Source organism: Streptomyces sp. NRRL F-525 (assembly GCF_000716605.1).
Lineage (GTDB): Bacteria > Actinomycetota > Actinomycetes > Streptomycetales > Streptomycetaceae > Streptomyces.
In genome coordinates, this window is sequence record NZ_JNXE01000077.1 from 1 (window position 1) to 13,308 (window position 13,308).

The 13,308-nt window shown below is 71.6% G+C and carries 16 protein-coding genes; 8 read left to right on the forward strand and 8 right to left on the reverse strand.

Annotation, left to right across the window (positions count from 1 at the left end; translation table 11 throughout):
• The 3 genes from OO69_RS47455 to rpmG form a co-directional block, all read right to left on the reverse strand.
• Positions 1–707: CobW-like GTP-binding protein (locus OO69_RS47455; protein ID WP_234444715.1), on the reverse strand; the 707-nt coding region annotated here is incomplete at its 3' end.
• Positions 708–709: 2 nt separating this feature from the next.
• Complete coding sequence (locus tag OO69_RS47460) at positions 710–958, reverse strand: type B 50S ribosomal protein L31 (protein ID WP_033287271.1); 249 nt, start codon at positions 956–958, stop codon at positions 710–712.
• 5 nt (positions 959–963) lie between these two features.
• A complete protein-coding gene (gene rpmG / locus OO69_RS47465) occupies positions 964–1,128 on the reverse strand; it encodes a 50S ribosomal protein L33 (protein WP_033287272.1) in 165 nt (54 codons plus the stop codon).
• A 75-nt stretch (positions 1,129–1,203) separates the two neighbouring features.
• Here rpmG and rpmB point away from each other — a divergent pair, with 75 nt between their 5' ends.
• The 4 genes from rpmB (at position 1,204) to OO69_RS47485 (ending at position 2,950) form a co-directional block, all read left to right on the forward strand.
• Entirely contained in the window at positions 1,204–1,440 is a 237-nt protein-coding gene (gene rpmB, locus OO69_RS47470) for a 50S ribosomal protein L28 (RefSeq protein WP_033287273.1), read from the forward strand.
• On the forward strand, positions 1,440–1,745 hold the full coding sequence (rpsN, locus tag OO69_RS47475; RefSeq protein WP_033287274.1) for a 30S ribosomal protein S14: 306 nt from the start codon (positions 1,440–1,442) through the stop codon (positions 1,743–1,745). The genes rpmB and rpsN overlap by 1 nt, the downstream gene beginning before the upstream one ends.
• A gap of 129 nt (positions 1,746–1,874) precedes the next feature.
• Positions 1,875–2,348: a hypothetical protein gene (locus tag OO69_RS47480; RefSeq protein ID WP_051801855.1), complete on the forward strand. Its 474-nt coding sequence runs from the start codon at positions 1,875–1,877 to the stop codon at positions 2,346–2,348.
• A gap of 80 nt (positions 2,349–2,428) precedes the next feature.
• Positions 2,429–2,950 (forward strand): DUF4232 domain-containing protein, encoded by a 522-nt coding sequence (locus OO69_RS47485; RefSeq protein WP_033287276.1) that lies wholly within the window; start codon positions 2,429–2,431, stop codon positions 2,948–2,950.
• A gap of 6 nt (positions 2,951–2,956) precedes the next feature.
• On the opposite strand, the gene OO69_RS47490 is transcribed toward OO69_RS47485, so the two are convergent.
• On the reverse strand, positions 2,957–4,066 hold the full coding sequence (locus OO69_RS47490) for a DUF2786 domain-containing protein (RefSeq protein ID WP_033287277.1): 1,110 nt from the start codon (positions 4,064–4,066) through the stop codon (positions 2,957–2,959).
• Between the two features lie 193 nt (positions 4,067–4,259).
• Here OO69_RS47490 and OO69_RS47495 point away from each other — a divergent pair, with 193 nt between their 5' ends.
• Complete coding sequence (locus OO69_RS47495; RefSeq protein ID WP_033287278.1) at positions 4,260–4,904, forward strand: HAD family hydrolase; 645 nt, start codon at positions 4,260–4,262, stop codon at positions 4,902–4,904.
• A 69-nt stretch (positions 4,905–4,973) separates the two neighbouring features.
• Here OO69_RS47495 and OO69_RS47500 read toward each other — a convergent pair whose 3' ends face one another.
• The gene (locus tag OO69_RS47500; RefSeq protein ID WP_033287279.1) at positions 4,974–5,903 is read right to left on the reverse strand and encodes a DUF7666 domain-containing protein; all 930 of its coding nucleotides are present in this window, start codon (positions 5,901–5,903) and stop codon (positions 4,974–4,976) included.
• A gap of 131 nt (positions 5,904–6,034) precedes the next feature.
• On the opposite strand from OO69_RS47500, the gene OO69_RS47505 reads away from it, so the two are divergent.
• Positions 6,035–6,772, forward strand: coding sequence for a TetR/AcrR family transcriptional regulator (locus OO69_RS47505; protein ID WP_051801857.1), 738 nt, complete (start codon positions 6,035–6,037; stop codon positions 6,770–6,772).
• Positions 6,773–6,788: 16 nt separating this feature from the next.
• Here the strand turns inward: OO69_RS47505 and OO69_RS47510 are convergent, their stop codons facing one another.
• Positions 6,789–7,559, reverse strand: a complete 771-nt coding sequence (locus tag OO69_RS47510; protein ID WP_158713536.1) for a hypothetical protein — start codon at positions 7,557–7,559, stop codon at positions 6,789–6,791.
• Between the two features lie 177 nt (positions 7,560–7,736).
• Here OO69_RS47510 and OO69_RS47515 point away from each other — a divergent pair, with 177 nt between their 5' ends.
• Positions 7,737–8,453: a Clp protease N-terminal domain-containing protein gene (locus OO69_RS47515; RefSeq protein WP_033287281.1), complete on the forward strand. Its 717-nt coding sequence runs from the start codon at positions 7,737–7,739 to the stop codon at positions 8,451–8,453.
• Positions 8,454–8,477: 24 nt separating this feature from the next.
• On the opposite strand, the gene OO69_RS47520 is transcribed toward OO69_RS47515, so the two are convergent.
• The gene (locus OO69_RS47520; RefSeq protein ID WP_033287282.1) at positions 8,478–9,023 is read right to left on the reverse strand and encodes a Uma2 family endonuclease; all 546 of its coding nucleotides are present in this window, start codon (positions 9,021–9,023) and stop codon (positions 8,478–8,480) included.
• A 270-nt stretch (positions 9,024–9,293) separates the two neighbouring features.
• Between OO69_RS47520 and OO69_RS47525 the strand changes: the two genes are divergently transcribed.
• Positions 9,294–10,982 carry a bifunctional 3'-5' exonuclease/DNA polymerase gene (locus OO69_RS47525; protein ID WP_033287283.1) on the forward strand — a complete coding sequence of 563 codons (1,689 nt, stop codon included), beginning with the start codon at positions 9,294–9,296 and terminating at the stop codon, positions 10,980–10,982.
• A gap of 46 nt (positions 10,983–11,028) precedes the next feature.
• Here the strand turns inward: OO69_RS47525 and OO69_RS47530 are convergent.
• Positions 11,029–13,308 (reverse strand): tetratricopeptide repeat protein (locus OO69_RS47530; RefSeq protein ID WP_033287284.1); only part of this gene is annotated, 2,280 nt, incomplete at its 5' end.

The following is a 13,308-nucleotide window of genomic DNA, read 5'->3' on the forward strand; positions in this document are numbered from 1 at the left end:
GTGGGGGCTGGTCGCGCAGTTCCCCGCGCCCCTGGGGGGTTGGGGGTGGGCGGGGTTGGAGCCTGTGCCGGGGTGTCGCCGGCCTGGGTACTCCTGCTCCTCGTCAAGTCGACGCCCCCGACCGGTACTTGGTGGGCTGTCGGGTGCAACTGGCCCAGGAGCTCGCGGTCTTCGTCGTCGGCGTCGGGCGAGTCGAGGACGGCGAGGGTCGGGGCGTACTCCAGTTGGCGGGCGAAGGTGTCCGCGATGGTTCGCTGGTCGGTGGCTGCCGCTGCGAGGCCGGTCTCGGCCAGGTCGTCGCCGTTGCCGAGGTACGGGAGGAGCAGGGACGGGTCCACGGCGGTGATGACGGCGGTGACCGTGAGGCCGCCGGAGGTGATGACCTCGGCCATCGCCTTGGGTTCGACGGAGTCCCACAACTCGACTATCGCCAGGGGGACTTGACCGGTCGCGGCGAGGCGGCGGAGTTCCGGGACCAGGTCCTCGCGGAGCGCGCAGCACGCGCAGTCGTTGACCAGCGGGGTCTCGCCCGCGTCGACGATGCCCGTGGCGTCCCTGATCGTGCGGACGACCGTGCCGGCGGTGGCCGTAGCGAGGTCGTGGTGGAGTACGACGCTGCCGGGGACGTCGTGGAGGAGTTGGGCGACGGTCGCTCGGCGGGCGTCGGCGTGCAGGCCGGCGACGATCGCGACGGAGAGGTCGGACACCGTCAGGCCTGCTTCCCGTAGCGGCGCTCGAAGCGCTCCACGCGGCCGGCCGTGTCCAGGACGCGGGCCGTGCCGGTGTAGAAGGGGTGGCTGACGTTCGAGATCTCGACGTCCACGACGGGGTAGGTGTGGCCGTCCTCCCACTCGATCGTCTTCGTGCTCGTCAGAGTGGAGCGGGTGAGGAAGGCGTGGCGCGCGGCGCGGTCCCGGAAGACGACCGGGCCGTAGGGCGGGTGGATGTTCTCGCGCATCTCGGTCAGCGCTCCTCTCGGAAGTCGACGTGGCGGCCGGCGGCCGGGTCGTACTTGCGCAGGACCAGGCGGTCGGGGTTGTTCCTGCGGTTCTTGCGGGTCACGTAGGTGTAGCCGGTGCCGGCCGTGGACCTGAGTTTGATGACCGGGCGGAGTTCGTTGCGTGCCATGGCTGATACCTTACTGAAAATGAATTCCATTAGCAGCACTGGCTACGGCCCCGATCGAGGAGAGGTACGTCACTCGTGTCCGCCCACTGCATGCTGACCGGCGCCCGGCCCGGTTTCGGCAACCGCATCTCCCACTCCCACCGGCGCACCTCGCGCCGCTTCGACCCGAACATCCAGTCCAAGCGCTACTGGCTGCCCGGCGAGGGCCGCTACGTACGGCTGCGGCTGAGCGCGAAGGGGATCAAGACCGTGGACGCGATCGGCGTCGAGGCGGCCGTGGCCCGGATCCGCGAGCGCGGGGTGCGGATCTGATGGCGAAGAAGAGCAAGATCGCGAAGAACGAGCAACGGCGGGAGATCGTCGCGCGGTACGCGGCGCGGCGGGCCGAGTTGAAGGAGATCGTCCGGCGGGTCGGTTCGACGGAGGTCGAACGGGCCGCCGCGCAGCGGGAGTTGAGCCGCCAGCCGCGCGACGCGAGCGCCACCCGGGTTCGCAACCGCGACCAGGTCGACGGGCGGCCCCGGGGCTACTTCCGCGCCTTCGGGCTGTCCCGGGTGAACCTGCGCGGCCAGGCTCACAGCGGATACCTACCCGGCGTCCGCAAGTCCTCCTGGTAACCCCTGGTAGCTTGCTGCGGTCGTTCCGGCCAGGGCCGAGGCCAAGGCCGGCCGGGCGGCCGTCCGCGTCCCGCTACAGCTTGGGAGCCACCAGTGACTACGGCGTTTTCGACGGTGTCGACGGTACGGATGGCGGCGGCCGCCGCCGGGCTGGCGGGCGCGCTCGCCCTGACCGGGTGCAGCGGTGACTCCTCGGACGACTCCTCCTCCACGCCGAGCGCGTCCTCGTCGGCGACGTCGACCGCGACGGCGGACTCCGGCGGCTCGGGCAGCAGCCCGTCGGCCGCGTCCGACGGGCTGCAGGGCAGCTGGCTCGCCACGGCGGACGGGAAGGCGCTGGTCCTTGTGGTCACCGGCAAGCAGGCCGCGCTGTTCACGACCGGTGGCACCGTGTGCAACGGGACGGCCGGTGAGGAGGCGGGGATGCAGATGATCCACCTCAAGTGCACGGACAAGAGCAAGACCCGGACGACCGGAATGGTCGACTCCGTCAGCAAGTCGAGCCTCGCGGTCACCTGGTCGGGGAGCACCGCCAAGGAGACGTACACGCGGGCCGAGGGCGGCAAGATGCCGTCGGGGCTGCCCACGGCGAGCCTGGGGTAGTAGGGGCGAGGCAGGTCCGGGGTGGCTCCCGGGGTGCGGGGCGGTCTGCGGAGGGGGGTCCGGTGCGGGATGATCCCCTCATGCGCACCATTCCCCTCGCCGTCGCCGCACTCGCGTCGGCTCTGCTTCTGACCGCCTGCGACAGTGGCAGCGGCGGTGGTTCCTCCGACAGCAAGAACGGGTCGGCCTGCTCGTTCGACGGGGTCGCCGTCCAGGTCGGGCCGGCGAGCACCGCTCCGGCCGCCGGTGACACCGGTGAGGTGCCCGTCTCGCTCACCAACCAGAGCAAGCCCTGCGACCTGAACGGCTTCGCGGGCGCCACGCTGGTGGCCGGCGACACCAAGGTCGCCCTCTCCACCCAGAAGGGTGCCAAGGCGCAGAAGCTGAAGCTCGCCAAGGGCGACGCGGCCTCCTTCACCATCACCTACGTACGCGGCAAGGCGGGCGACAAGCTGAGCCTGGCCGCGACGAAGGTGGTCATCACGCTGCCCGGCAGCAGCGACACCGCGAGCTACAAGTGGTCGTACGGACCCGTCCAGGGCAAGACCTCGGTGAGCGACTCGGACGCCTCGGTGAGCGCGTTCACGCAGGCCGGCGACTGACCTCCGTCAGTCCAGGGGCGGCCGGGCCCTGACCTGGGCCCGGTCCGCCGCCTCGGCGCCCTCCGTCCAGCCCGCCTCGTCGGTGACGCCGCGCAGGCGGGTCGTGGTCGTCTCCGGGAACATCGCGTCGACGCGGTCGGTGACGGCGACCTCGCGGGTGGCGAGCACCGGCAGCAGGTCGTCGGTGACCTGCGTCCCGGCGGCCCGCGCCAGCCGGTCCCCGATGCGGTGGGCGTAGGCCGCGAGGAAGGACTGCCGGAAGGTCTTGGTCCGCCGCCGGCCGCCCGCGCGCTGGGCCGCCTCCGCCCGCGTCATCGCGGTCGTGGCCTGCACAAGGAGCGAGGTGTAGAGGAGTTCGACCACCTCCAGATCGCCCTCGAACCCGACGACGGTCGAGAAACCGAAGGCCTCGTTCCAGACGGCCCGGCAGTGGTTCGCCCCGGCGACCGCGTCCAGCAGCACCGCCTTCGCCTGCTCGTACGGCGCCTCGACCCCGATCCGGCACGCACCGGGCGTGTCCTTCGCCGGGGCCTGCGCGTCGAGCAGCGCCTCGTCGATACTGTGCCGCGCCATCAGCTCCTGCGCCTTGGCGCTCAGCGCCTCCGCCTCCTCCAGGAACCCGGTCGCCTCCGCCTTCGCGAGCAGCGCGCGGATCCGGGTGAGCATGCGGGAGGCGGGCCGACGGTTCTCGTGCGGTCGCTGTTCATCCAGGGGTTCGAGGCTCGGCAGCCGCAGCAGCAGGCGGTACAGCTCCAGCACGGTGGTGGCGTGCGTGAAACGGTCGGTGCGGGGCGGCTCCTCGGCGGTCAGCTCGTCGAGCTGCGCCGCCCAACGGGGGCCGCGCGCCCGGTCGTCCGGCGCCTGCGCCCGGATCAGCCCGGCGACCAGTCGTACGTGTACGTCGTCCAACTCCCGCCGAACCAGCCGTACGACATCCGCGGGCTGCCAGCCGCGCCGCCAGGCCGACGCCACGAACTCCCTTCCGCGTAGGGCGAGTTCGGGGTCCGCGGAGGGATCGGCGGCGAGGATCGAGGCACCCGCGTCGAGGGCGTCGTGGGTGTCTGCGTAGAGGGCGGCCTCGAAGGCGCGCTCGACGGTGGTGGTCTTGCTGGTCACCGGTCGATCGTGTCATGGGGTGGTGGGGAGACGGGGCGGGGTACGTTCCGACGACGCCGGGAAGCGCGGGACCCGGTCTGCCCGGCCGGTGGTCGCGTCTCGGTCCGTCCACACCCTGTGGACAACCAACTCCTTGCGGATGTACGGGCGTTGGGGCGCTGGGATTTCGGCCCGCCTGGCAAGATCGGTTGGTATGGAGACGCTGCCGTTCGACGCCGTGCTGTGCGACTTCGACGGGGTCGTGCACATGTGGGATCCGGACGGGATGACCGCGCTGGACCGGGCCTGGGGGCTGGCCGAGGGGACGCTGGCCGGGGCCGCGTTCGAGGGCGGGTTGCTGCGGGCCGCGGTGACGGGGCGGCTCAGTGACGAGGAGTGGCGGTCCCGGATCGCCGACGAGCTGACGCCCGTCTGCGGCTCGGCCGAACGGGCCCGCGACCTGCTGGCCGCGTGGACCGCGCTCACCGGCCGGGTCGACCCCGACGTCATGGAACTGCTCACCGAGGTCCGGCGCACGGTGCCCGTGGTCCTGCTCTCCAACGCCACGACCCGGCTGGAGAGTTACCTCGCCGCGGTCGGCCTGGCCGAGGCGTTCGACGCGGTGGTCAACACCGCCCGCGTCGGAGTGGCCAAACCGGACCCGCGCGTCTTCGAGTTGGCCGCCGGACGCGTCGGAGCCGACCCGAAGCGCTGCCTGTTCGTCGACGACACCTACGGCCATGTCGTCGCGGCCCGCGAGGCGGGGCTGACGGGACTGCACTACGGGCACGTCGGTCAACTGCGGGACGCGGTCGGGCCGTTGCTGCGGCGGGGGCCGGGGGCGGGGTCGGGGCCGTAGGGGCTACGGCGGTGAACTCTCTTCCCCCTCAAGGGTGTTGCCGCCGAGCCGACCCGGTCAGGCCGGTCATCACGCGCGGACTGTTCGCGCATCGCCGATCAACTCGAGCAGCACGGCGTTCTGCGCCAGGTAGTGCGTGTCGGCGGGGTGGGTGGAGAACTCCGAGAACGCCGCGAAGTAGGGGTCGGCCGCCGTGTCGGCCGCGTAGGTGCCGCGGGCCGCCGCGACGGCTGCGGCGTGGGCGCCGGCTCCTGCTGCGGCGGCCGTGTGCGCTGCGGTGGCGGCGCGGTCGGCGGTGTGCGAGGCGGCGATGCCAGCCGCGACGTTGTGCACCGGCGCGTATACGGCTACGAGGGCCTCGGCCGCCTCGATGGCATCGGCGGCGGTATGAGCCGCGTACGCCGCTGCCACCGCAGCGGACGCCCAGGAGGCTGCGTCCCCGTCGGCGGCGCAGGACGCGGCGATGGCGGCGGCCACGGCGCGTCCCGTGTCCGCGCCGATGGGGGCGCCGGAAGCGACCAACCCGCCTGCGGCCCGGCGCGCTTCGAGCAGGTCGGCTGCGTGGAGCGTGCCGTCCAGGAAGCCGTCGGCGGCCTGGAGGCATTGACGTACCCGGGCGTCGACGGGGTGCCGCCGCTCCAGGTGATCGAGGGCGTCCTGCGCACACCGGACCGCGAAACGTCGTAGAACTGCTGCCGGTATCTCCTCCACCAGGCGCATCTCGCTCGCCGCGAACTTGTGGGACTGGCGCGAGAGTTCACCCCTCGCCTCCGCGAGGAACCAGCGCCGGCCGTACACGTTGCGCAGGGAGTCCCTCGGCGTCGGGGACGCGTGCAGGCCGTTCGCGCAGCAGCGGACGGGCCCGGTCGTCCGGTTCCATTCGCCGATCCGCCAGGTCACGTCTCCGTTCGCCGAGGCCAGGTCGGGTTCTACGAATCGGTAGCACTCGATGGTCTTGGTGTCCGTGGCGTCCGTGGTGTCCGCGGTCTTGGTCTCCACTGCGTTCCTCCTGTGCCGGCGACATCGGTACGGCGCGGGGCTCTGAGCCCGAGCGCGATACAGCGTATCGGAACTCCGTACAGCGTATCGCTCGGGCGTACCCCGTACCCCACACCGTTAGACTCCGGACCGTGCCCACACAACGCCCTCCCGCCCCGAACCACGGCGAGCCGATCTGGCTGCGTGAGGCCGAGCGCGACGCCAAGCCGAAGGCGCAGCCGCTCACGCGGGAGCGGATCGTGCGGGCCGCGATGGCGGTCGCCGACAGTGAGGGGCTCGACGCCGTCTCCATTCGGCGGATCGCCGGGGAGTTGAAGGCCCGGCCGATGAGCCTCTACGCGCACATCGACAGCAAGGACGACCTGTTCGAGCTGATGCATGACGCCGCCGCGGAGGAGACGCTCGTCGGGGACGTCCCCTCCGACTGGCGCGAGGCGCTGCGCGTGCTCGCCCGCGCCAACCGGGCCGCCGCGCTGCGCCACCCGTGGCTGCTGGCCACCCGGGACACGGGGTGCCCGGTCGGCCCCGCCTCCCTGAAGCGCATGGACGAATCCGCCGCCGCGGTACGGGGGTTGGACGCCGACGGTGCCGTACTGCGGGCGCTGATCCTCGCGGTCGACACGTTCACGCTCGGGCATGTGATGGCCGAGCTGTCCGGCGGGATCCGGCGCCGGACCACCGAGGAGGCCGGCACCGCCCGGCGCGCGGCCACCACGGAGTACGTCCAGAAGCAGATCGACGCAGGCCGGCTCCCCCACCTCGCCGAGACCGGTTTCTCCGAGCTGCTCTACAACGACGACGCGGAGGCGAGCTTCGAACGCGGCCTCGACTGGCTGCTGGCCGGTGCCGCCGGGTCACTCATGAAGTAGCCCGTTCACACCCTGGCTAGAAAGCGCTCGCGGCCGCCGCTTCCGCTTCCGGCAGCAGATCCTTGCTCTGCTGGATCATCCGCGCGTAGGTGCGGTCGGGGTCCGAGTTGTCTAGCGCGAATCGCAGGAGAGCGCCGGACCAGTCGTCGAAAAGGGCGAACGTGCGGTCCACCATGCGCTTGGATTCCTCACGCTGGGCCTCGTCGAGGGACGGCAGGCTCGTTTCTTCGACTTCCGGTGACTTGATGCTGTGCGACGCCTCCGCCAGGTAATGCTTCGTACCGAAGAATTCGCATTCCCGGCCGTCCCGCAGGGCGATTCCCCGGCAGTGCGTGAAGATGGTGATGGAGACCGCCTCGATGGATTCCACCATGGCGAAGACGGCGTACGTCGGCGCGTCGGCGGCGAGGGCGGCCAGTTCCATGACGAGGCGCCGGGAGTGCTGGAAGTCCGCGCTCCACAGGACGCGGGTGGCGTCCGACAGGGGCATCTCGCCGTCGGCGCCCAGTTTCTCCAGGTCGGTCAGCATCCACTGCCAGTGGAAGTCCTCCTCGTACGTGTGCGCGTTGAGCAGGGACTGCAACTGGTCGCGTTCGGCTTCCTCGGCGCTCTTGCGGAAGACGTACTTGTTCAGGTCGGAGTAGCCCATGATGAACGGGATCACGCTCGGGCCCCACGCCAGGCGCTTTTCGCCGGGGAGCGACTCGTCGGCCAATAATTCGGTGAAGAATTCATGCCCTTCGTACGACGCTCGGCGTTCCTCTATGTAATCGATGACCTTTTGCACGAGAACTCCATTGGGGAGGTGGGGGTGTCGGGGGTGGCGACCTTCCATATCTATCATTATCGAAATCTCCACAGGTGGGCTTTTACTTGATCACGCCCTCACCTTCATCTGCCGGACAGGTGTCACAGGTGTCAACTCGGGGTTGACACCTCCGCACTGTCAACCTACGGTTGTCACATGACGACCAACCCGAACGTCCCCTCGTCCGTACGTCTCGACGACCTCATCGTCGCCATCAAGAAGGTCCACCCCGAACCGCTCGACCAGCTCCAGGACGCGGTCATCGCCGCCGACCACCTGGGCGACGTGGCCGACCACCTGATCGGGCACTTCGTGGACCAGGCCCGGCGTTCCGGTGCCTCCTGGACGGACATCGGCAGGAGCATGGGGGTCACCCGGCAGGCCGCGCAGAAGCGCTTCGTGGCGAAGGAGTCGGCGGACCTCGACCCCAGTCAGGGGTTCGGCCGGTACACGCCGCGCGCCCGCAACGCGGTGATGGCCGCCCACAACGAAGCCATCGCCGCCCGCAACGCTGAGGGCCGCCCCGAGCACCTGGTCCTCGGCCTGCTCGCCGAACCGGACGCCGTCGCGGGCAAGGCGATCGTCGCGCAGGGGGTGCTCCTGGACGCCGTACGCCAGGCGGCCACCGCCGCGCTCCCCCCGGCCGCCGACGAGGTCCCGGAGCTCGTCCCCTACGGCCCCGACGCCAAGAAGGTCCTCGAACTCACCTTCCGCGAGGCCCTGCGCCTCGGCCACAACTACATCGGCACCGAACACATCCTGCTGGCCCTCCTGGAGCACGAGAACGGCGAGGGCGTCCTCAACGGCCTGGGCATCGACAAGGCCACGACCGAAGGGCGCATCGCCGAAATGCTCAACCAGCTCCAGGGGTGAGGTGCGGCCGGCCCGCCGCTCGGGTCAGAACTGACTCGTGTCGAGGTCGAACCCGAGCGGCTCGGGCAGTGCCACGGTCTTGGAGATCTCGATCTCGGCGGCCCTGGTGTAGCGGTCCTCGGCGGGCTCGCTGTAGACGATGACCGTCCCGGCCTCGCGGTCGATCAGCAGGTAACAGGGGATGCCCGCGCGCGCGTAGCCACGCAGTTTGGGACCGCGGTCGTTGACGGCGGTGGACTCGGAGGTCACCTCGCCGACGAGGACGACGGGCGCGGGGTCGTGGTAGCGCTGGTCGTCGGCGAAGCTGCCCTTCGGAGCGATCACCAGGTCGGGGACGACCTGGCCGGTGACAGAGGCGTCCGGAACGTGCAGGCCGAGACCGGTGTACGTACGCAGATCGCCGTCGTGACGGTTGAGCGTGACCTGCTCCGCCGTCTCGGACACGATCTCCTCATGCTCCCCATTGGCCGGAGGTACCACGTGGATCTTCCCTTCGATCAACTCCACGCGCCATCCCTCAGGGGCAGCTGCGTCGAACGTATCGAAGGCGGCCTCGACCGAAGCGTCCATGCGCCTCTCCTCCGTCGGACTCGGATGAGGACTCGTCGGACTCGGACTCGGATGAGGACTCAGGTGACGCTCTGGGGCGGTCAGTGCCACGGCGGACCTCCTTCGTACGGAGCGACCCTGTCAGCGTAGGCGAGAGGGGCGCCCGTGATCTCGTGATGCGTCACCCGTACGAGTGTGCGCGTGACGTTTCTTCGCTCGGGGAAGCCGTGCGGGCGACGCGATCCGCGCAGGTCGGGGGCGTTGTCAGACCTGCGTGCCACACTCGCGGACATGACCGATCGCTGGGCGCTCGCTCCGGCCGAGGGTGGTGGTGTGGAGGTCGCCGCCCTCGGTCCGGACGGGCTGCCCGTGGGGGCGGTGGAGCGGGAGGCGGATCTCGTCGAGGCCGTGCGCGGACGGCCCGACGTGGGGCGATGGGTGTGGCGGTCCACGGCCGAGGTGTATCCGCTGCTGCTCGCCGCGGGGGTGCGGGTGGAGCGGTGCTACGACGTGGAGGACGCCGAGACGCTGCTGCTCGGGCACCAGGGGCGGCACGGTGAGCCGCGGTCGGCGGCGGCCGCGCTGGCCCGGTTGCGGGGCGGGGCCGTACCGCCGGATCCGCCGCAGCGGGCGGCCGAACCGGGCGCGCAGCCCTCGCTCTTCGAGCCGCAGAGCGTCCATCTCCCGCTGGCCGACCTGCTGGCGGTGTACGCCGAGCAGCAGCGGCGGCACGACGCGGCCACGCACCCCGACCGGATGCGGCTGCTCACCGCCTCCGAGTCGGCGGGGATGCTGGTCGCGGCCGAGATGAACCGGGCCGGGCTGCCGTGGAGCGCCGAGGTGCACCGGGAGATGCTGCACGAGTTGCTGGGCGATCGGTATGCCGGGGGCGGTGAGCCGCGGCGGCTGGCCGAGTTGGCGGACGAGGTGTCCGTCGCCTTCGGGAGACGGGTGCGGCCGGATCTGCCCGCCGATGTGGTCAAGGCCTTCGCCGAGGCCGGGATCAAGGTCAGGTCGACCCGGCGCTGGGAGATCCAGTCCCTCGACCATCCGGCCGTGAAGCCGCTGCTGGAGTACAAGAAGCTGTACCGGATCTGGGTGGCCCACGGCTGGTCCTGGCTGCAGGACTGGGTGCGGGACGGACGGTTCCGGCCGGAGTTCCTCGCGGGCGGGACGGTCACCGGGCGCTGGGTCACGAACGGCGGGGGCGGGCTGCAGATCCCCAAGGTCATCCGGCGGGCCGTGGTCGCCGACCCGGGCTGGCGGCTCGTCGTCGCCGACGCCGACCAGATGGAACCGCGGGTGCTCGCCGCGATCTCGCGCGACCCCGGGTTGATGGAGGTCGCGGGCCGCGCCACCGACCTCTACCAGTCCGTGTCCGACCGCGCCTTCTCCGGCGACCGCGACCAGGCCAAGATCGCCGTGCTCGGCGCGGTCTACGGCCAGACCTCCGGCGACGGCCTCAAGAACCTCGCCGCGCTCAGACGGAGGTTCCCCAAGGCGGTGGCGTACGTCGATGACGCCGCGAAGGCGGGCGAGGAGGGACGGCTCGTCCGGACCTGGCTGGGGCGGACTTGCCCGCCGGTGGCCGGGGGCGAGGACGCGGCGGAGGAGGCGGGCATCCCCCAGGACGACCCCGTCACGGCCCCTGCCGACCAGGGCTGGGTGCCGGGTTACGCGTCCACCAACTCCCGCGCCCGGGGCCGTTTCGCGCGCAACTTCGTCGTCCAGGGCAGCGCGGCGGACTGGGCCCTGCTGATGCTGGCCGCGCTCCGGCGGTCCTGTGCGGAGCTGTCGGCGGAACTGGTCTTCTTCCAGCACGACGAGGTGATCGTGCACTGCCCGGAGGCGGAGGCCGAGACCGTCGCCGCCGCGATACAGGAGGCGGCCGATCTCGCCGGGCGGCTGACGTTCGGGGAGACGCCGGTGCGGTTTCCCTTCACGGTGGCGGTGGTCGAGTGTTACGCGGATGCCAAGTAGGGCCTACGGCTGCGGTGTGCAGGGCTTGTCGCCGGGTGGCCAGGGTCTACGGCTGCGGTGGTCGACGCGCGTCACGCTGTGACAACAGCTCGCCGAGCTCCTGGACGACGACCTTCTCGTCGGTCCCGTCGAGCGCGTCGAGGGCCGCCCGCCACGCGTCGTACGCCTCGCGCTCGCGGCCCTGTTCCCGTAGCAGCAGGCCGAGTTGGTGCCGGGCGAGGCCGCCCATGTAGCGGTCGGCGCGGGCGTCGGCGCGGCGGAGGAGTTCGGCGCACTCCGTGTGGGCGCGTTCGGTGTGTGTGGCTTCGATGCGGGTGCCTTCGGTGCGACCGAGGAGACGGAGGGCGCGGACCAGGCCGAGGCGGGTCTGGGACTCGCCGTGCCAGTCGCCGTGGCCGCCGAGGATGCGCAGGCTCTCCTCGAAGTGCGGTACGGCGGCGGCCGGTTCGCCGAGGGTGAGGTGGGCGTAGCCGATGTTGCAGTGCGCGGAGTGCTGCACGATGACCGCGCCGATCTCGTCGCCGATGGCGAGGGAGCGGCGGTGCTGCTCGATGGCGGCGCGCGGGTCGGTGTGCTCGTACAGGTTGCCGAGGTGGCTGTGGGTCACGGCCTCGCCGTAGGGGTCGTTCAACTGCCGTGAGTGGGCGAGGCTTTGACGGAGTGCGACGCCCGACTCGGCGTAACGGCCCAGGCCTTCGAGGAGCAGGCCGCGGTTGTTGAGGCAGCGGCGGATCCAGGAGACCGTGTCGAGCCGCCACCAGATCGCCAGGGCCTGGTCGTTGAGGACGAGGGCCTCGTTCTGCCGACCGGTCAGGAAGTGCAGCCCGGCGAGGTCCCCCAACGCGTACGCCTCCGCCGCCGCGTCCCCGAGCCGGCGGGCCGCGCCGAGGGCGGCCCGTCCGAGTACCTCCGTCTCGGCGGCGCGGCCACTGCGCAGGACGTAGGGGAAGAGGAGGCGGACGAGGGTCGAGAGGTGGGCGGTCCGGCGGAGATCCGGGGTGTCGCGGTACCGGTTCACCAGCGTCACCACGTTCTCCAGCTCCAAGTCGCCCCAGGCGAAGGCGTCTTCGGGGCAGGGGAAGGGGGTGGTGGCCGCGACCTCCGTGGCGTGGCCGGGGAGTTGGGCTGCCGTCGGTCGGCGGCGGTCGTCCTGGTCGAGGCCGGGTTCGACGATCGCGGTGAGGGTGCGGTCGGCGTGGGCGGCGTACCAGGCGAGGGCGGTTGTTATGGGGTCGGCAGGGTCGGCGTCGGCGAGGGTGTTCTTCCCTTCCCTGCCGCCTCCCTTGCCTCCCTCACCCGTCAACTCCCCTTCCCCCCCAGCCAGTTCGCGGGCGAAGTCGCGGACCAGGTCGTGGGGGGCGTAACGGCCGTACGACGCCTCCTCCAGGAGGGCCACGTCGACCAGGCGGTCGAGGGCTGCCTCGGCGCGGTGTTCGCCGGTGCCGGCGACGCGGGCGAGCAGGGGGGCGCCGTAGGCCGGGAGGTCGAGGGTGCCGATGTGGTGCAGGGTGCGGGCGGCGTCGCGGTCGGTCTGGCGGTCCGAGGCGGCGAGGGCGTCGTGGGCGACGGCCAGGGAGCGGCGGACGCTGAGGTCGTCGTACTCCAGGTGGTGCAACCGGCTTTCCGTGGCGGCGAGTTGACCGGCCAGGACGTCCGGGGTGAGGGCGCGGCGGGCGGCCAGCCGGGCGGCGACGATGCGCAGGGCGAGCGGGAGGCGGCCGGTGAGTTCGACGAGCGGGTGGGCCGCGTCCAGGCCGTCGCGGCCGGAGACCGTGCGCAGCAGTGCGGCGCTGTCCTCGCCGGACAGGGGGGTGAGCGGGAAGCGGCGGGCCCCGTCGAGCGCGGTCAGCGGCGAACGGCTGGTGACGATCACCGCGCAGCCGGTGCCGGCCGGCAGCAACGGCCGTACCTGGGCGGCGTTCTCGGCGTCGTCCAGCACCATCAGCGTGCGGGTGGGGGCGAGCAGGGAGCGGAGCAACGCGCTTGCCGCGTCCGGGTGTTCGGGGATGTGCCGCGGTTCGGCGCCGAGGTCCCGGAGCAGGGCGTGGAGTGCCTGGCCGGGGGTGAGGGGGGTCATGCCGGGGGTGGCGCCGTGCAGGTTCACGTACAACTGCCCATCGGGGAAACGGTTCCGCAGGGCGTGGGCCGTGTGCAGCGCGAGCGCGCTCTTTCCTACGCTGGCCATGCCGGTGATAACGCTGATGACGCTGATGACGGCGAGGGGTTGCGCTCCGGGGTCGACGGAGAGGCGCGCGAGGGTGTCGTGCAGGGCGCGGAAGGTTTCGACGCGGCCGGTGAAGTGGGCTGGCGGGGGCGGGAGTTGGGC